Here is a 16,822-nt window from a genome sequence, read left to right as displayed (position 1 = left end):
TCAGCGGAAGAACGCGGTTTCCTCCTGCTTCGGATTGAGCTCGATCTCGCCCCGCCCGGCCATTTCCAGCGCCAGGTCGGTGATGGTCGACCGCGCCTGCAGCACGTCGCGCTGGCTGGCCGGCTCGCCGCTGGCCAGTTCATGCTCGACGATGCGCCGCGTGCGCGAGGTCAGGGACGACAGCAGCACCTCGCGGAAGGTCCGGTCGGTGCCCTTGAGCGCCATGACGATCCGGTCGGTCGGGATCTGGTCGAAGATCGCCATCCGCGTCCGCGAGCTGAGGTTGATGATGTCATCGAAGGTGAAGAGCAGGCCCTTGAGCAGCTCGGCCGACTTCGGCCGTGCTTCCGTCAGGCTCGACAGCGCTTCCTCCATGTGGTCGCGGTCCATCTTGTTGAGGATGTCCGCCATGCGGGCGTAGGAATCCGCTTCCATGCTGCCCGACAGGTTGAGCATGAAGTCCTCGTGCAGGGTCTTTTCGACATCCCGCATGATTTCCTGCACGATCGCCTTGATCGACAGCATCCGCCGCATCAGCTGGTTGCGCAGCGGTGCCGGCAACTGGCTCAGCACCTTGGCTGCCGCGCTGGGCCGGATCTTGGACAGGATCAGCGCGGCCGTCTGCGGATGCTCCTTCATCAGGTAGTTGGCCAGCACCGTTTCGGACACGCTGGTGATCCGGTCCCAGATCGACCGGTTCGAGTTGCCCAGCACATCCGACATGATGTCGGCCACCTGATCCTCCGGCAGCACGCCCTCCAGCATCTTCTCCACCTCGTTGGCCGTGCCGAAGAGGGTCGTGCCGTTGGAGAACTGGGTGATGAAGTCTTCGGCCAGCCGGTCCAGTTCCTCCGCCGCCACGGTGCCGAGCTGCGCGGCAGCCACCGTGATCATGCGGATTTCCTCCTGGTCGAAGTGCTGCAGCAGCCGCTTGGAGCTTGGCTTGCCAAGCGCCAGGAGCAGGGCCGCCACCTTCTGCGTGCCCTTCAGGGCGCGGGTCGGCAGCATGTTGGTCATGGACAAACTCGCGGTCATGAGCCTCGGTCTTTCCTCGTGCGCTTACGCGTCGAGCAGGCTGTTCTGGGCGCTGATGATTTCCGTCAGGGAGACGCCGAAGCGGGAGTTGTCGTCTTCCACGACCACCACCTCGCCCCGCGCCACGACGCGGCCGTTGACCACGATGTCGACCGGCTCGCCGACGCGGTGGTTGAGCGGGATCACGGCGCCGCGGCCGAGCTTGAGCAGGTTGGCCACCAGCATCGTTGCCGAACCCAGCACGACCTGGATGTTCACCGGAATTCCGAGGATCGTGTCGAGGTTGCGCTCGTCGCCCATCAGGTCTTCCTGGGCCAGTTTCGGCCCCTTGCGCTCGGCGCTCTCCACCTTGGCGAAGTCCGCCTGGCTTGCCGACTTCACGCCGGCGCTGTCGAAGGTCTCGGTAATCTTGCTCATGTCAGGTCATCCTTGCGGTGCATGGAAACGGAACGGAACGGGCCGGTCTGCATGTCGTCGATGCGGTGGACGCGCATCTCGGTCGGCTGGGCCTGGCCAGCCAGCAGCGGGTCATGGCGGCGCGGTGCCTCCTTGCCGGCGTGGCCGGCGGGCTCGCTGTCGGAGGGGGTGAACTGCCCGGCCGAGGGGCGGACGGCCAGCTCCGCCGACAGCTGCTTCAGCTCTGCCTTGAGCACGGACTGCTGCCGCTTCGCCTCGCGGATCAGGCCGTCGATTTCCGCGATCAGCTCGCGGGCGTCGTCCATGCGCGAGCCGAGGGCGTTCAGCACCTGCGAGCCGCGCACGTTGAGCTCCTGGATCGAGACCTCGATGCCGTCGAGCGCCAGCGCGGTCTGGTCGAAAATCCGCTGGTAGTCCGTATGATAGGAGCCCAGGCGCCGCAGCTCGCGGTACATGGTCACCATCTTGACGCTGGTGATCGCCAGCGCGATCAGCAGCACCGCATCAACGAGATAGGAGATCATCGACGATATCCTTTTCCAGATGGATCAGGTCCTCGACCTGAAGCGTGTAGGAGCCGTCCAGTTGCCCGAGGCGGCAGTTGAAGATCGGCTGCTGGTTGCACTCCAGCTTCACCGGGCTGCGCGGCGTCGCCTGCAGCTCGATGATCTGCCCGACCCGCAGATTGGCGATGTCGCCGAGGCTCATCTCGCGCTCTTCCAGCACCGCCTGCAGCTTCACCTCGGTGCGCTGGATCTCGGTCTGGAAGTGCTGCGTCCACTGCCGGTCACGCGTCGACATCTCGCCCGACAGGACCTGGGACAGCTTCTGGCGCAGCGGGTTCAGCGTCGAATGCGGCATGACGACGAAGATCTCGCCGCCCCGGCCGATGGCCTGCAGCAGCAGGCGCGCGACCACGGCCGGGTTGTTGCGCCGGCCGATGATGGCGAAGTCCATGCGGCTCTCGACCCGCTCGATCTTCAGCGTCGTCTCGGCGATCGGGCTGAAGGATTCCGCCAGGGCCTTGGCCGCGACGTCGAACACGGAGCGGGCAATGCGCGTCTCGATCGAGGAGAACGGACGCTCTTCGTCCACCGGCGGCTCGGTGCCGTCGGCGCCGAACAGGACGTCGATCATCGTGAAGATGAAGTCCCGGTCGAAGCCGATCAGCATGCGCGTGTCGAGTTCCGGCGAGTAGAGCACCGCGACAAGCGCATTGGACTCGTAGACATCCAGCACGTCGCCGATCCGCTCGTTGTCGATGTTCGACACGGAGATGTAGGAGGGCGACGCCGACTTCTGGCGCATGGCGTCGGCGAAGACCCGGGCCATGCGGTCGAACAGGACCGGCAGCATCGGCAGGCGGTCGACCGAGATGCCTGCGGCATCGAGAAGCCGGTCGGTGATCTGGGCCCGTTCGGTCTGGTAGGCGGTGGCGGCGGTGTCGAGCATGCTCAGGCCGCTCCCTTCAGGTCCTGGACGCCGTCAGAGGCCGCGCCGCCGGAGTTCATGGTTTCGTTCTCGACTTCATCGATGGTGGGACGGTCGCCGGCAGAGATGGTCTTGCGGCCATGCTCGAGGGCAATCTGCGGCGGAGCGCCGTTCATGAAGGCCAGCAGGGACTGCTTGACGATGATGTAGGGGCGCAGCCGGGACTCGCGCACGCCCTTGACCTTGTGGGCCACCGGGGCGACCAGCGCATAGGACAGGAAGATGCCGACGAAGGTGCCGACCAGGGCGGCGCCGATCAGCGAACCGAGGATCTGCGGCGACTGGTCGATGGCGCCCATCGCCTTGATGACCCCGAGCACCGCAGCCACGATGCCGATGGCGGGCAGCGCTTCGGCCAGGGCCGAGAGCGCATAGTAGGGCTTCATCTGGTCGCGGTGGATGGTCTGCAGTTCCTCGTCCATCAGCGCCTCGATCTCGTGCGCCCGGGCATTGCCGACGATGATCAGACGGAAGTAGTCGCAGACGAAGGTCGACAGGCCGCGGTTGCGATAGACCGTCGGGAAGGCCCGGAAGATCTCGGAATCCTGCGGGTTCTCGATGTGCGGCTCGACCTCGTTGCGGCCCTTGGAGCGCAGCTCGCGCATCAGCGCATAGAGCAGCGCCAGCAGGTCGAGATAATCGCGCTTGCGCGGCACGGAGTTGAACACGGCCTCGCGGGAGGCCCGCAGCGTGTCCAGGATCGCCTTCATCGGATTGGCAACGAAGAACGTGCCGATGGCGATGCCGATGATGATGACCAGTTCCCACGGTTGCCAGAGAACGGTCACCTTGCCGCCCATGGCAGCGAACCCGCCGATCAGCGAAACCGCTGCGATGATCAGACCCAGAATGATTGTCACCTGCCAGCTCCTGCTTGGTGCGTGGTTGACGTCGATGGCAGGAGGCTAGGAGGCGAGGCTTGCCCGAAGCTGTCGGTCGCTTTGCTGGCTATCGGGAGGATCCGGTCCAGCCCGGCGCAAGCCTCGCTGCGCAGAGTGCAGGGCAGTTCAAGGCGACGGCCCCCGTGGTTGCGCCGCGCTCCGGCAGGCGGACCTGCCTCGGGACCCCACAGACGGATCAAAGTCGATGATCAGCACTTTGCTGCAGTACCAGATGGTGACGGGCAACCTGAACCGGTCGCTCAAGGTCACCGCCCAGGATCCTCAGGTCGCGCGTGAAAGCGCCTATTATCTGAAGACGATCGGCTCGATCAAAAGCATCGACGAGTTTCTCGAGAATGACCGTGTCTATGCCTTCGCCATGAAGGCCATGGGGCTCGAGGACATGACCTACGCCAAGGCCTTCATGAAGAAGGCGCTGGAAGGCGGCGTGGACAAGCGCGACAGCTTTGCCAACCGGCTGGCCGACAAGCGCTACGCGGAGTTCGTCAAGACCTTCAACTTCTCCCGCTACGGCGCCACCACAACCACGTTCAGCCGCACCCAGAAACCGATCGTGGACGCCTATGTCCGCCAGACGCTCGAGGTGCAGAGCGGCGAAAGCAACGAAGCCGTCCGCCTGGCGCTTTACTTCGCCCGCAAGGCCGGATCGCTGAAGAACCCCTACGAGGTGCTCGCCGACCGCGCCCTGCAGCAGGTGGTGCTGACCGCGCTGGGACTGCCGAAGGAGTTTGCCGCCGCCAACATCGACAAGCAGGCGGCCGTCATCACCAACCGGGTCAAGTTCGAGGACTTCAAGGACCCGGCCAAGCTCGACATGTTTCTCAAGCGCTTCGCCACCATGTGGGATCTGCAGAATGGCGGCCCGGCCGCCGCAGCCTCGCCGGCGGTGATCCTCAATTCCGCTGCCGGCGCGGCCGGCGGCATCGGCCAGGATCTCCTGGCGCGCATCCAGTCCTTCAAGCTCGGTGGGTTCTGAACATCATGCAGTCTGCCCTCTATGTCTCCCTTTCGGCCCAGGTCGCCCTGTCCAACCGGCTGGACACGGTCGCACGCAACCTCGCCAACATGAACACCGTCGGCTACCGGGCTGACGAGGTGAAGTTTGCCGAGATGCTGTCGCAGGCAGCGAAGGACCCGGTCAGCTTCGCCTCCAGCGGCGAGACCTTCATCTCGCGGCAGGCTGGCGGCCTCACCCGCACCGACAACGCCCTCGATGTGGCGGTCGAAGGGGAGGGATGGCTGGCGATCCGGGCTGGCGAGACGATTGCCTACACCCGCGACGGTCGCATGCAGATCGACACCGACGGCATGTTGCGCACCCTCAACGGCTACGACATCCTCGACGCCGGCGGCCTGCCGATCCAGCTCAATCCGGACAACGGCAGTCCCAACATCGGGCGGGATGGCGCGATCACCCAGGGCGAGGAACAGGTCGGCTCCATCGGGCTGTTCCGCATCCCTGACGACGCGAAACTGCGCCGCTTCGAGAACTCGGCCGTCATCCCGGACCGTCCTGCGGAACCGATCCAGGAGTTTGTGCAGGACGGCGTGGTGCAAGGCTACACCGAAGCCTCCAACATCAATCCGATCCGCGAGATGACCAAGCTCATCATGCTGACGCGGGCGTTCGACGCGGCCTCGAAGATGATCGAGACCAGCCATGATTCCCAGGGCCTGGCCGTCCGCGACCTCGGAGAGCCCGCGTGACCGCCGTTGCTGCCCTGACATCCCAGCCGCTCCGCGCCGCGCTTCCTGCCGACATCGATCGGTCGCGTCCCGTGTCCGGCGCGCCCGGTGTGGCAGCGACCTCCGCGGCCGGGGAGACCCTGGGCTTTGCCGATCTGGTCGATCTCATCAATCCGCTGCAGCACGTTCCGCTGCTCGGCGATCTCTATCGCTCCCTGACCGGCGATGCGATGTCCGAGCCGGTCCGCCATGCCGGCGGAGCGCTTTACGGCCTCGCGCTGGGCGGTCCCGTCGGCATGGCCGGGATGCTCGGCTACAGTCTGGCGCGGACCTCGATGGCCTCGGAGGCATCGCCCGGAGCGCAGGCCGCGGACCAGGATGGACCGGCATCGGCCTCCCTGGCCGCACCGGGCGGTTCCGCGCCGTCGCCGCGTCCCAAGCCGGTCGTCCCGCCACCCGGCCTGAAGGCCGATCCGCAGCCCGCAGCCCTCGCGGCAGCATCCGGGGCCCCCGCGGATCTCCTCGGCATGCGGATTGCCGCCGTGCGGGCGCACTCCGAGGTGACGGGCGCGAACAGGATGGCGGTGGATGCAGCCGTTCCGGTGTCCGATCCGCTCGGCGGGCCGGCGGCCGCACGCGCCCGGCTGGACGGACTGCTCGCCCATCCCGACAACCGCCTGCCGGCGGAGGTCCTGCACGACCTGCGTCTCCGTCACGAGGACCTGATCCGAAATGCACGCACTTGACCGGATGGCGCTTGCCGTCTCCGCCGCTGCCGCCGAGGTGGATCCCGTTCGCATCGGTGGTCGCGTCACGCAGGTCACGCCGAGCGCGATCCGTGTCTCCGGCCTGTCCAGAACCGTCTGCCTCGGTGACCTGGTCACCCTGTCCGGCAAGGCCGGCGAGCGGCGCGGCGAAATCATCCGCCTTGACGAGACCGACGTCATGGTCAAGCCCTTCGAGCCCCATGCCGACATCGGCATCGGCGCCCGCGCCTATCGCAAGGGCGCGCTGACCGTCCATCCGGACGAGAGCTGGAAGGGCCGCGTTGTCGATGCCCTGGGGCGGCCGGCCGACAACCGGGGCCCCCTGCTCAATGGCGCCGAGGCCATGCTCCTGGACCGCGAGCCGCCGCAGACGCTGGAGCGCGGGCGCGTCACCCGTCCGGTCCGGACCGGGGTCAAGGTCATCGACCTGTTCACCCCGCTGTGCGTCGGCCAGCGCGTGGGGATCTTCGCGGGCTCGGGCGTCGGCAAGTCGACGCTGCTGGCCATGCTGGCCGGCTCCACGGACTTCGACACGGTCGTGGTCGGTCTGGTCGGCGAACGCGGGCGCGAGGTGCGCGAGTTTGTCGAGGATGTTCTGGGTGAGGCGCTGGAACGGTCCGTGATCGTGGTGGCCACCGGCGACGAGAGCGCAATGATGCGCCGGCTTGCGCCGCGCACGGCCATGAGCGTCGCCGAATACTTCCGCGATCTTGGCCAGTCGGTCCTGCTCATCATCGATTCCGCCACCCGCTTCGCCCATGCGGCCCGCGACGTGTCGATGGCCGCCGGCGAGCCTCCCGTGGCCCGCGGCTACACGCCCTCCGTCTTCTCCGACCTGACGCGGCTGCTGGAGCGCGCCGGGCCCGGTGCCCGGCAGGGCGGGGCCATCACGGGCATCTTTTCCGTGCTGGTCGACGGCGACGATCACAATGATCCGGTCGCCGACACCTTGCGCGGAGTGCTCGACGGTCACATCGTCCTAGACCGTTCCATCGCCGATGCCGGCCGCTATCCGGCCGTCAATGTTCTCGCCTCCGTTTCCCGCCTGTCGCAGCATGCCTGGACCTCCGAGGAGCGCGAACTGATCATGCGTCTCAAGGCGATGATCTCCCGCTTCGAGGACACGCGGGACCTGCGGCTGATGGGGGGCTACCAGCAGGGCAGCGACGCAGCCCTCGACAAGGCCTGCCTGCTGGTTCCGCGCATCTACGAATTCCTGCGCCAGGACGTGCGCGCCCGACAGTCTGGCGACCCCTTCACCGAGCTGGCCCGCGCGCTCTCGCAAGGGTGATCTTGTCCTGTGCGTGCGACGCAGACCGGCCCGGACGAGACGGTCCGGTGCGCCCGGTGCTGCCCGGCACTTGATCGCTGCAAGAAATCCCGCTATAAACGCCATCAAAGAGCGAGCAAATTTCCTGTGTTTTTCAGGAGAAAAAAGATAAAACATGATAAAAATTGGAATAAAATTGTAAATTTGAAACATTGTATTTTATTGTAACGGAAAGATTAGCGCTCTTTAATCTGTGTTTTCACGTAGCGGTCTGACCGTTGAACGTGATGTTTGACCCGGAAGCCTGGACCCAATAGGGATTTATCAACAAGGCTGTGTTGGGGAAAACACCATGTTCGTAATCGTTGATGAGCGGGAAATCGTCACCGCCGGATATGTGTCCGGTTTCGAGCGCGAGGGGTTTGCCTGCCTCGCGCTGTCGCCGGCAGAGCTGCCCGAGTGGGTGAAGACGGCGTCCGAAGACGATCTGGCCTCCATCGAGGCCTTCCTTTTGGGCGATTGCGTCGAGCGTCCGGACTTTCCGCGCATGGTCCGCACCCGGTGTGACGATGCTCCCATCCTGGCGCTGGACGAGCGGCCGAGCCTCGACCAGACGCTGGAGCTGTTTGCCTGCGGCGTGGACGACGTGCTGCGCAAGCCGATCCATGTCCGTGAGATCCTTGCCCGTGTCGGTGCCATCCGCCGTCGCACGATGCGGGAAGCGGACAACCTGGAAATCGGTCAGATCCGCGTCTTCTTCGACGGCCGCGATCCGGTCATCGGCGGCGAGGTGTTCGAGCTGCCGCGCCGGGAGCGCCGGATCCTGGAGTATCTGGCCCGCAACCACGGTCGCCGGGTGACCAAGACCCAGATCTACAACGCAGTGTATGGCCTCATGAACGAGGAGGTCGACGAATGCGTGGTCGAAAGCCATGTCTCCAAGCTGCGCAAGAAGCTCAAGGACCGCCTCGGCTATGATCCGGTCGAGTCCAAGCGCTACATCGGTTACATGCTCAAGGCCCAGGTTCCCGCACTTGAAGCGCCGGTGCGGGTGGCCGAAAGCCGCCGCGTGCTCGAGCGCGTCTGACAGGAGCTGCGTCTTCCGCGCCCAGCCTCCCGCGCCGGCGCCGCCGGCCCTTCCCTTTCCTTCGCGCCCTGACAGCTGACGCGACTGCCGCCCCGGCCAAGCCCCAACAGGCCGCGGGCGGCTTTTTTTGCTTGAACACTTCAATATATCGAGTAATCTGGAAATATGGATAAAAAAGCCGCCCTCGAGGCACTCGCTGCCCTCTCCCAGGAAACGCGCCTGGATGTCTTCCGCTTGCTGGTTCGCTCCGGCCGGGACGGCATGCTGGCTGGTGAGGTGGCCGAGGCGCTCAATGTCCGCCAGAACACGCTGTCGGCAAACCTCTCGATCCTGGTCTCGGCCGGCCTCATCCGCAACCAGCGGGAAGGTCGCGCGATCCGCTATTTCGCCAGCATGGACGGGATGCAGGATCTGCTCGGGTATCTGGTCGAGGATTGCTGCGGCGGCAAACCCGAACTGTGCCAGCCTCTGATCCGGCAGGTTGGCTGTGGCTGCTGAGGTTCAAGCAATGTCGTCGACCTACAATGTCCTGTTTCTGTGCACCGGCAACTCCGCCCGGTCGATCCTCGCCGAGGCGATCCTGATTGCCGAGGGCAAGGGCCGCTTCCGGTCCTTCTCGGCCGGGTCCCAGCCCAAGGGCGAGGTCCACCCGATGTCCCTGGCCCTGCTGCAGAAGCTTGGTCACGACACGTCCTTCGCCCGGTCCAAGAGCTGGGACGAGTTTGCCGTCGAAGGTGGGCCGAAGATGGACTTCGTCTTCACCGTCTGCGACAGCGCGGCCGCCGAGGCCTGCCCGGTGTGGCCGGGACAGCCGATGACCGCGCACTGGGGCGTGCCGGACCCGGCCGCCGCCACGGGCAGCGAGGCAGACCGGATGCTGGCCTTCTCCGAAGCCTATCGCATGCTGCGCAACCGCATCACGCTGTTCACCAGCCTGCCGATCGAGACGCTGGACGGCCTGTCGCTGAAGCAGAAGCTCGCCGACATCGGCAAGACTACCAGCTGACGGAGCCTTCTCGTGCAGTTTGATCTCTCCCGGCGCCTCGTCGCCGAAGTGCTGGGCACCGCCTTGCTGGTCGCAACCGTGGTCGGATCCGGCATCATGGCCGACCGTCTCAGCGATGACGTCGCGGTCTCGCTTCTCGGCAACACCCTGCCGACCGGCGCCATCCTGCTGGTGCTGATCACCTGTCTCGGGCCGGTGTCCGGAGCGCATTTCAATCCTGCGGTCTCGCTGGTCTTCGCCTTGCGCGGAGACCTCAAGGCGGCTGATGCGGTCTTCTACACCCTCGCGCAGGTCGTCGGCGGCTGCGTCGGGGCCATCGTGGCACACGCCATGTTCGCGCTGCCGCTGGTCGAGCTGTCGAGCACCGTGCGCACCGGCTTGCCGCAGTGGATCGCCGAGGTGGTGGCGACCTTCGGCCTCGTCTTCACCATCCTGTTCGGCCTGCGGTTCAAGGCCGACGCGATCCCGGCGCTGGTGGGCCTCTACATCACGGCCGCCTACTGGTTCACGGCCTCGACCAGCTTCGCCAACCCGGCGGTCGCCATTGCCCGCTCGCTCACCGACACGTTCTCCGGCATCCGTCCGCTGGACCTTCCCGGCTTCATCCTGGCCGAGGTGGCGGGCGCGCTGCTGGCGCTGGCCTTTGCCTCCTGGTTCCTTGGCGGACGCGCCAAAGCCTGACACGACCCTGCGGCGGGCAGACCGTCGCAGGGCCCGTCCCGGTTTCGGGATTCGACCATTTGCCGTCGGTCATCGCACTGGCAATCTGCAGGAACTGCCTCTAAACACAGACGTGCGGGACCCAAACCGGGACGCAGGCCGGCAGCGCGATGGGCGCACGGGAGAAGGCAGTGAGCAGGCGAATTCGCGTCATCGGGATCGGCTCCGGCAATCCCGACCACATGACCATTCAGGCAATTGACGCGCTCAATTCCTGTGACGTCCTGTTCGTGCCCACCAAGGGCGAGGAAAAGGCCTTCCTCGCCGAGCTGCGCCACGAAATCTGCACCCGCTTCATCACCGGCCCGATGCCGCGGCTCGTCCACTACGCCGTGCCGAAGCGCCGCGCCGATGGCGACTATGGTGCCGCCGTCGACGACTGGCACGACGCGATTGCCGCCATTTACGAAGACCTGCTCCTGTCCGAGGTCGCGGAGGGCGAGACCGTGGGCCTGCTCGTCTGGGGCGATCCGATGCTCTACGACAGCACCCTGCGGCTGATCGACAGGCTCACGGCGCGGGCACGGGTGTCCTTCGACCACGACGTCATTCCCGGCATCACCAGCCTGCAGGTGCTCTGCGCCGAACACCGCATGCCGCTCAACCGCATCGGCGCGCCGGTGACGATCACCACCGGACGCCGTCTTGCCGACGGCTGGCCGGAGGGCGCCTCGGACGTAGCCGTCATGCTCGACGGTGTCCAGGCCTTCAACTCTGTCGCCGACCGGGATGCGACCCTCACCTGGGGCGCTTACCTCGGCACACCCATGCAGATCCTGCGTCAGGGACGTCTGGGCGACATTGCCGGCGAGATCACCGCCACGCGGGCCGCTGCCCGGGCCGAGCATGGCTGGATCATGGACATCTACCTGATCCGCGCCAGCGCGACCGAAGCGGATTCGGACGGGGAGGCGGCATGAGCGTGGCTCAGCCCCTTGCCACGGCAGCGCGCCCGCCCGAACGCCGGGGGGCCTGTCCGACACTTGCAACGCCGATGGAAACCGGCGACGGCCTGCTGGCGCGTCTCCGGCCCGTCGCGCCCGGCTACGCCCCTAAGGCCTGGCTGCGGCTGGCGACCCTGAGCCAGACGCATGGCAACGGCCTGCTTGATGTGACCGCGCGGGGCAACCTCCAGATCCGGGGCCTGACCCGCAACAGCGCTGGACAGCTGGCGCAGGATCTCGCCGACGCCGGGCTCCACAGCCACGCCGGCCTTGCCATCGAAACCCCGCCGCTCGCGGGCCTCGACTCAAGCGAAATCGCCGATGGCCGGCCGCTGGCGGAAGCCCTTCGCGCCGCCGTCATGGCTGAGGGCGAGGCCCTGCGGCTCGCGCCCAAGCTGGCTGTCGTGGTCGACGGCGGCGGCCTGCTCAACCTCTCGGGTCAGGTCGCCGACATCCGCCTCGATGCGGTCCGCCGCGACGGCGCGGTGCTCTGGCGCATCGGGCTGGCGGGTGACGCCCTGTCTGCGCATGCCCTCGCTGAAGTCCCGCAAAGTGAGGCCGTCGCGGCGGTTCTCCAGCTGCTTTCGGCCCTTACGGCGCTTGGCCCCGCCGCCCGGGGCCGCGACCTTGATCCGGCTGCGCTCGCCCGGTCAGCCACCTTGCCGCCGCCGCAGGCGATCCCGTCGCCGGCTCCGGTCGGGGTCCTCACCGCGGGCGGCCTCGCCGTGCAGGGCGTGCGCCTGCCCTTTGGCCGGATCGCTGCCGAGGCGCTGGTCACCTGGCTCGACGGGCTGGAACGGCTCGGCGCGAGCGAGGTTCGTCTTGCCCCCGGCCACGCCCTGCTGGTGCTGGGGATTGCCCCGGAACGGGCGAACGAGGCTGCGGCGCTGGCGCAGGCGGCCGGTCTGATCGTTGACCCGGCGGACCCGCGCAATCACATCGTCGCCTGTCCGGGGCAGCGTGGCTGCGGCTCCGGCCTGATCGACCCGCGCGCGCTCACCGACCTGCTCGTCACCACAGCGCCGGCCTTGCTCGACGGATCGCTGACGCTGCATCTTTCCGGCTGCGGCAAGGGCTGCGCCCATCCCGCTGCCGCGTCCCTTGGCCTCACCGGAACGCCCGGCGGCATCGCGCTGGTCGTTGGTGGCCGGGCCGGCGACGCTCCGGTGGCCGTGCTTGCCCCCGCCGACCTCGGCCCGGCCCTGAGCCGGCTGAACACGCGCCTGCGTGCCGGTTCGGACAGCGCCGCCACCCAGATCACCCAGTTGGGGCCGGACGGGCTCCGCGCCCTCATCAAAGACGAGACATGACAGACTACGACTACATCAAGGACGGTCAGGCGATCTATGTGAAGTCCTTCGCCATCATCCGCGCGGAGGCCGACCTCAGCCGCTTCAGCGAAGCCGAGGCCGACGTCGCCGTGCGCATGATTCATGCCGCCGGACTGGTCGAGGCGGCGCAGCATTTCGACTTCGGCCCGGGCTTTGTCGAAACCGCGCGCGGTGCGCTGGAAGCGGGCGCTCCGATCTTCTGCGACGCCGAGATGGTCGCGCGCGGGGTGACCGCCGCCCGCCTGCCGGCTGGCAACGAGGTGATCTGCACCCTGCGCGACCCGCAGACCGCGACGCTGGCCGAGGAGATCGGCAACACCCGCTCGGCGGCGGCCCTGCGGCTTTGGCTTCCTCGTCTGGCGGGTGCGGTCGTTGCCATCGGCAACGCCCCGACGGCCCTGTTCTACCTCCTTGAACTGCTGCGCGACGGGGCACCGAAGCCGGCGGCGATCCTGGGCATGCCCGTCGGCTTTGTCGGCGCGGCCGAATCCAAGGATGCGCTGGCGGAGAATTCCTATGGCGTGCCTTACGCCATCGTGCGCGGCCGGCTGGGCGGCAGCGCGATGACGGCCGCTGCCCTCAATTCCCTGGCGCGGCCCGGACTGTGATGGATCTGACGATGACTGAGGCGAGTGACAAGATCGGCCGGCTGTATGGCGTGGGAACGGGTCCGGGGGACCCGGAGCTGCTGACGCTGAAGGCGGCGCGGGCACTGGAAGAGGCGGATGTTCTGGCCTGGTTCGCCAAGGCGGGCCGGCGCGGCAACGGGCGCGGCATCGTCGAGGCGCGCATCAAGCCCGACATCATCGAGCTGCCGCTCTACTATCCGGTGACCACCGAGATCGACAAGGAAGAGGACGCCTACAAGAGCCAGATCACCGCGTTCTACGAGACCTCGGCCGCCGCCATCGCGGAGCATCTGCGCGCCGGGCGCACCGTGGCCGTGCTCTCCGAAGGCGACCCGCTGTTCTATGGCTCCTACATGCACATGCATGTGCGCCTCGCGCCGCATTTCCCCGTCGAGGTCATCCCCGGCATCACCGCCATGTCCGGCTGCTGGTCGCTCGCCGGTGTGCCGATCGTGCAGGGTGACGACGTGCTGACCGTCCTGCCCGGCACCATGGCGGAAGCCGAACTGGTGCGCCGCCTGAAGGACACGGAAGGCGCCGTCATCATGAAGCTCGGCCGCAACCTGCCCAAGGTGCGCCGGGCGCTGGCCGCCGCCGGCCGTCTGGAGGACGCGATCTATGTCGAGCGCGGCACCATGCCGACCTCCAGCTCCACCCGTCTGGCCGACAAGCCGGACGACAGCGCGCCCTATTTCTCGCTGATCCTCGTGCCGGGCTGGAGCGGGCAGCCATGACGGGCGTCATCCATGTCATCGGCACCGGACCCGGCAATCCGGAGCAGATGACGCCGGAGGCCCTGCGCGCCGTCGCGGTGTCGCAGGAGTTCTACGGCTACTTTCCCTACATCGAACGCCTGAACCTCAGGCCTGACCAGAAAGCGGTCGCCTCCGACAACCGTGAGGAACTCGCCCGCGCCCGTGCGGCCCTCGCCCGCGCCGCCGAGGGCATCAATGTCTGCGTCGTCTCCGGCGGGGACCCGGGCGTCTTTGCCATGGCCAGCGCCGTCTGCGAGGCGATCGAGCATGGGCCGGAGGCCTGGCGCGCGCTGGAGCTGGTCGTGGTTCCCGGCCTCACCGCCATGCTGGCGGTCGCCGCCCGCATCGGCGCACCGCTCGGCCACGACTTCTGCGCCATTTCCCTGTCCGACAACCTGAAGCCCTGGGACCTGATCGAGCGCCGCCTGCAGCTGGTGGCCGAGGCCGGGCTGGTGATGGCCTTCTACAATCCGATCAGCAAGGCGCGGCCCTGGCAGCTGGGCCGGGCTTTCGACATCCTGCGCACCGTGCTGCCGGGCGAGACGCCGGTGATCTTTGGCCGCGCTGCCGGCCGTCCGGACGAGCGGATCGTCGTCAGCACGCTGGCGGCGGCCGATCCGGCCGAGGCCGACATGGCCACCTGCGTCATGGTGGGCTCGCCCGAGACCCGCGTCATTGCCCGCCCGGGCCGGCCGGATCTCGTCTACACACCGCGCTTTGCCGGCAGGCCCAGGCCATGATCCAGCAGCGCGACCGCCTCCGCCGTTGTCCCGGCCCTGAGGGCCGTGACCGGCGCTGGCCGCTCGATCATCACCACCGGCAGGCCAAGGGTCCGCGCGGCGGCGATCTTGCCGTAGGTGGCCGCGCCGCCGCTGTTCTTGCAGACGATCACCTCGATCTGCCGCGCGCGCAGGAGCTGTTCCTCGGCCGCCTCATCGAAGGGCCCGCGCGACAGCAGCGTTTCCAGTTGCGGCAACTGCAAGGGCGGCTCCACCGGATCGACGCTGCGCACCAGATACCGATGCTGCGGCGCCGCCTCGAAGGCCGCTGCCTCCTGCCGGCCGATGGCCAGAAACACGCGCTTGGGCGCAGTCCCGAGGGCCGCCACGGCCGCCTCGACCGAGGCAACCGGCTGCCACCGGTCGCCCGGTTCGGCCGTCCATGCCGGCCGCTCCAGCCGGATCAGCGGCACACCGGCCAGCCTTGCGGCTGTCGCGGCGTTCTGCGTGATCTGCCGGGCAAAGGGATGGGTCGCATCGATCAGCACGTCGATGGCATGCTGGCTGAGATAGGCCGCCAGTCCCTCCGCCCCGCCGAAGCCGCCCGTCCGGGTCGGGGCCGGCAGGGGCAGGGGATCACGGGTGCGCCCGGCGAGCGACAGGATGAGCGCGATGTCGCGGCGCGGCGCAAGCTGTTCGGCCAGCTCGCGCGCTTCGGTCGTGCCCGCCAGAACGAGGATGTGACGCGTGTCCAAGCCTGACCAACTCCCCCTGCCGCCAGCGGCGGATTCGCCGTCCTGTAGCGCTCCCTGGCTCATCCTGATCGGCCTCGGTGAAGACGGTTTAGCCGGGCTCGGCGAGGCTGCCAAGGCGGAGCTTGCCCGGGCCGAGCTGGTGTTCGGCGGCCAGCGCCATCTGGACCTCGCCCAGTCGGCGATCCGGGGCGAGGCGCGGAGCTGGCAGAGCCCCTTCGAGCGCTCGGTGGAGGACATCCTGGCGGCCCGGGGCCGGTCCGTCGTCGTGCTTGCCTCGGGCGATCCGTTCCTCTTCGGCGTCGGGGCCACCCTGTCGCGCCGCATTCCGGCGGCCGAGATGCGGAGCTATCCCGCCCCGTCCTCCTTCAGCCTTGCCGCCTCCCGCCTCGGCTGGCCGCTGCAGGACACGGTCTGCGTCTCCCTGCATGGCCGCCCGCTTGACCTGATCCGGCCGCATCTGCAGCCCGGCAGCCGCGTCCTGGCGCTGACCTCCGATGCCGCCGGCCCCGCCGACCTCGCCGCTCTGCTTGTCGCCGAGGGCTTCGGCGCCACCCGGCTCACCGTTCTGGAAGCGTTGGGCGGCCCGCGCGAGCGCGTGACCACGACTGTGGCCGAGGGCTTCCGCCTCACAGACATCGACAGCCTCAATGTCTGCGCGCTCGAGGTCGCCGCCAGCGCCGGGGCCCGCGTCCTGCCGCTCGCCGCCGGCCGCGAGGACAGCCTGTTCGAGCACGACGGCCAGATCACCAAGCGCGAGATCCGTGCGCTGACCCTGTCGGCGCTGGCGCCCCGCCGCGGCGAGCACCTGTGGGACATTGGCGCCGGCTCCGGCTCGGTTGCCATCGAATGGATGCTCACGGACCCCTCGCTGACCGCCACCGCCATCGAGGCCCATCCCGAGCGCGCTGCCCGTCTGCTGCGCAACGCCGCCCGGTTCGGCGTGCCGTCCCTGCGGCTCGTGCAGGGCACCGCGCCCGGGGCGCTGCAGGGGCTGGCCAGTCCCGATGCGATCTTCGTCGGCGGCGGCGGCTCGGAGCCCGGCGTCATGGACACGGCCTGCGCCGCGCTGAAAGCCGGTGGCCGACTGGTCGCCAACGCCGTGACGCTGGAGATGGAAGCCGTGCTGCTCGCCCTTCACGCAAGGCTCGGCGGCAGCCTGACGCGGCTCGAGATCGCCCGCGCCGCGCCTGTCGGCAGCATGACGGCCTGGCGACCGGCCATGCCGATCACGCAATGGGTCTGGATCAAGCCGGATCCCGAGAGCCCCGCGCCGTCGTCTGACGCCCCCGTTTCAAGCTAGATCCGTCA

General features: G+C 67.9%; 20 protein-coding genes. 14 read left to right on the top strand and 6 right to left on the bottom strand.

What is annotated here, in order from left to right; translation table 11 throughout:
* The 5 genes from GWI72_RS13795 to motA form a co-directional block, all read right to left on the bottom strand.
* A complete protein-coding gene (locus tag GWI72_RS13795) occupies nt 1-1,035 on the bottom strand; it encodes a flagellar motor switch protein FliG (RefSeq protein ID WP_161676790.1) in 1,035 nt (344 codons plus the stop codon).
* A gap of 24 nt (nt 1,036-1,059) precedes the next feature.
* The gene (gene fliN, locus GWI72_RS13790; protein ID WP_371328666.1) at nt 1,060-1,335 is read right to left on the bottom strand and encodes a flagellar motor switch protein FliN; all 276 of its coding nucleotides are present in this window, start codon (nt 1,333-1,335) and stop codon (nt 1,060-1,062) included.
* A gap of 113 nt (nt 1,336-1,448) precedes the next feature.
* Nucleotides 1,449-1,976 carry a hypothetical protein gene (locus GWI72_RS13785; RefSeq protein ID WP_161708959.1) on the bottom strand — a complete coding sequence of 176 codons (528 nt, stop codon included), beginning with the start codon at nt 1,974-1,976 and terminating at the stop codon, nt 1,449-1,451.
* A complete protein-coding gene (locus tag GWI72_RS13780) occupies nt 1,957-2,904 on the bottom strand; it encodes a flagellar motor switch protein FliM (RefSeq protein ID WP_161676787.1) in 948 nt (315 codons plus the stop codon). The genes GWI72_RS13785 and GWI72_RS13780 overlap by 20 nt, the downstream gene beginning before the upstream one ends.
* 2 nt (nt 2,905-2,906) lie before the next feature.
* Nucleotides 2,907-3,803 carry a flagellar motor stator protein MotA gene (gene motA, locus GWI72_RS13775; RefSeq protein ID WP_161676786.1) on the bottom strand — a complete coding sequence of 299 codons (897 nt, stop codon included), beginning with the start codon at nt 3,801-3,803 and terminating at the stop codon, nt 2,907-2,909.
* Between the two features lie 226 nt (nt 3,804-4,029).
* Between motA and GWI72_RS13770 the strand changes: the two genes are divergently transcribed.
* The 13 genes from GWI72_RS13770 to GWI72_RS13710 all read left to right on the top strand — a co-directional run bounded on the left by GWI72_RS13770 (nt 4,030) and on the right by GWI72_RS13710 (nt 14,780).
* Nucleotides 4,030-4,821 (top strand): DUF1217 domain-containing protein, encoded by a 792-nt coding sequence (locus tag GWI72_RS13770; protein ID WP_161708958.1) that lies wholly within the window; start codon nt 4,030-4,032, stop codon nt 4,819-4,821.
* A gap of 5 nt (nt 4,822-4,826) precedes the next feature.
* The gene (gene flgF / locus GWI72_RS13765) at nt 4,827-5,552 is read left to right on the top strand and encodes a flagellar basal-body rod protein FlgF (protein ID WP_161676784.1); all 726 of its coding nucleotides are present in this window, start codon (nt 4,827-4,829) and stop codon (nt 5,550-5,552) included.
* Nucleotides 5,549-6,277 (top strand): hypothetical protein, encoded by a 729-nt coding sequence (locus tag GWI72_RS13760; RefSeq protein WP_161708957.1) that lies wholly within the window; start codon nt 5,549-5,551, stop codon nt 6,275-6,277. The genes flgF and GWI72_RS13760 overlap by 4 nt, the downstream gene beginning before the upstream one ends.
* On the top strand, nt 6,264-7,589 hold the full coding sequence (gene fliI / locus GWI72_RS13755) for a flagellar protein export ATPase FliI (RefSeq protein ID WP_161708956.1): 1,326 nt from the start codon (nt 6,264-6,266) through the stop codon (nt 7,587-7,589). Before GWI72_RS13760 ends, fliI begins: the two co-directional genes overlap by 14 nt.
* A 331-nt stretch (nt 7,590-7,920) precedes the next feature.
* Nucleotides 7,921-8,655 (top strand): response regulator transcription factor, encoded by a 735-nt coding sequence (locus GWI72_RS13750; protein WP_161708955.1) that lies wholly within the window; start codon nt 7,921-7,923, stop codon nt 8,653-8,655.
* Between the two features lie 165 nt (nt 8,656-8,820).
* Nucleotides 8,821-9,153, top strand: a complete 333-nt coding sequence (locus tag GWI72_RS13745; protein ID WP_161676780.1) for an ArsR/SmtB family transcription factor — start codon at nt 8,821-8,823, stop codon at nt 9,151-9,153.
* Between the two features lie 10 nt (nt 9,154-9,163).
* Complete coding sequence (locus tag GWI72_RS13740) at nt 9,164-9,661, top strand: arsenate reductase ArsC (protein WP_161676779.1); 498 nt, start codon at nt 9,164-9,166, stop codon at nt 9,659-9,661.
* A gap of 12 nt (nt 9,662-9,673) precedes the next feature.
* Entirely contained in the window at nt 9,674-10,342 is a 669-nt protein-coding gene (locus GWI72_RS13735; RefSeq protein WP_161708954.1) for an aquaporin, read from the top strand.
* A gap of 170 nt (nt 10,343-10,512) precedes the next feature.
* Nucleotides 10,513-11,301: a precorrin-6A synthase (deacetylating) gene (gene cobF / locus GWI72_RS13730; RefSeq protein ID WP_348272677.1), complete on the top strand. Its 789-nt coding sequence runs from the start codon at nt 10,513-10,515 to the stop codon at nt 11,299-11,301.
* On the top strand, nt 11,298-12,635 hold the full coding sequence (gene cobG / locus GWI72_RS13725) for a precorrin-3B synthase (RefSeq protein ID WP_161708952.1): 1,338 nt from the start codon (nt 11,298-11,300) through the stop codon (nt 12,633-12,635). The genes cobF and cobG overlap by 4 nt, the downstream gene beginning before the upstream one ends.
* Nucleotides 12,632-13,264 (top strand): precorrin-8X methylmutase, encoded by a 633-nt coding sequence (locus GWI72_RS13720; RefSeq protein WP_161708951.1) that lies wholly within the window; start codon nt 12,632-12,634, stop codon nt 13,262-13,264. Before cobG ends, GWI72_RS13720 begins: the two co-directional genes overlap by 4 nt.
* An 11-nt stretch (nt 13,265-13,275) precedes the next feature.
* Entirely contained in the window at nt 13,276-14,019 is a 744-nt protein-coding gene (locus GWI72_RS13715; RefSeq protein ID WP_161676774.1) for a precorrin-2 C(20)-methyltransferase, read from the top strand.
* A complete protein-coding gene (locus GWI72_RS13710; RefSeq protein WP_106752530.1) occupies nt 14,016-14,780 on the top strand; it encodes a precorrin-3B C(17)-methyltransferase in 765 nt (254 codons plus the stop codon). Before GWI72_RS13715 ends, GWI72_RS13710 begins: the two co-directional genes overlap by 4 nt.
* Here the strand turns inward: GWI72_RS13710 and GWI72_RS13705 are convergent.
* Complete coding sequence (locus GWI72_RS13705) at nt 14,744-15,514, bottom strand: cobalt-precorrin-6A reductase (protein WP_244314243.1); 771 nt, start codon at nt 15,512-15,514, stop codon at nt 14,744-14,746. The genes GWI72_RS13710 and GWI72_RS13705 overlap by 37 nt on opposite strands.
* On the opposite strand from GWI72_RS13705, the gene cbiE reads away from it, so the two are divergent.
* Nucleotides 15,507-16,814 (top strand): precorrin-6y C5,15-methyltransferase (decarboxylating) subunit CbiE, encoded by a 1,308-nt coding sequence (gene cbiE / locus GWI72_RS13700; protein WP_390806508.1) that lies wholly within the window; start codon nt 15,507-15,509, stop codon nt 16,812-16,814. The two genes, GWI72_RS13705 and cbiE, sit on opposite strands and share 8 nt — an antisense overlap.
* The last annotated feature ends 8 nt before the right edge of the window (nt 16,815-16,822 follow it).

The organism is Pannonibacter sp. XCT-53 (genome assembly GCF_009915765.1).
GTDB classification, from domain to species: Bacteria; Pseudomonadota; Alphaproteobacteria; order Rhizobiales; family Stappiaceae; genus Pannonibacter; species Pannonibacter tanglangensis.
This window is presented reverse-complemented; position numbering and strand designations above follow the sequence as displayed.

Coding starts and splice junctions, on each gene's coding strand:
- GWI72_RS13795 (WP_161676790.1), bottom strand. CDS start 1,035: ATGACCGCGAGTTTGTCCATGACCAACATGCTGCCGACCCGCGCCCTG.
- fliN (WP_371328666.1), bottom strand. CDS start 1,335: ATGGGCGACGAGCGCAACCTCGACACGATCCTCGGAATTCCGGTGAAC.
- GWI72_RS13785 (WP_161708959.1), bottom strand. CDS start 1,976: ATGATCTCCTATCTCGTTGATGCGGTGCTGCTGATCGCGCTGGCGATC.
- GWI72_RS13780 (WP_161676787.1), bottom strand. CDS start 2,904: ATGCTCGACACCGCCGCCACCGCCTACCAGACCGAACGGGCCCAGATC.
- GWI72_RS13770 (WP_161708958.1), top strand. CDS start 4,030: ATGATCAGCACTTTGCTGCAGTACCAGATGGTGACGGGCAACCTGAAC.
- flgF (WP_161676784.1), top strand. CDS start 4,827: ATGCAGTCTGCCCTCTATGTCTCCCTTTCGGCCCAGGTCGCCCTGTCC.
- fliI (WP_161708956.1), top strand. CDS start 6,264: ATGCACGCACTTGACCGGATGGCGCTTGCCGTCTCCGCCGCTGCCGCC.
- GWI72_RS13750 (WP_161708955.1), top strand. CDS start 7,921: ATGTTCGTAATCGTTGATGAGCGGGAAATCGTCACCGCCGGATATGTG.
- GWI72_RS13745 (WP_161676780.1), top strand. CDS start 8,821: ATGGATAAAAAAGCCGCCCTCGAGGCACTCGCTGCCCTCTCCCAGGAA.
- GWI72_RS13740 (WP_161676779.1), top strand. CDS start 9,164: ATGTCGTCGACCTACAATGTCCTGTTTCTGTGCACCGGCAACTCCGCC.
- cobG (WP_161708952.1), top strand. CDS start 11,298: ATGAGCGTGGCTCAGCCCCTTGCCACGGCAGCGCGCCCGCCCGAACGC.
- GWI72_RS13720 (WP_161708951.1), top strand. CDS start 12,632: ATGACAGACTACGACTACATCAAGGACGGTCAGGCGATCTATGTGAAG.
- GWI72_RS13715 (WP_161676774.1), top strand. CDS start 13,276: ATGACTGAGGCGAGTGACAAGATCGGCCGGCTGTATGGCGTGGGAACG.
- GWI72_RS13710 (WP_106752530.1), top strand. CDS start 14,016: ATGACGGGCGTCATCCATGTCATCGGCACCGGACCCGGCAATCCGGAG.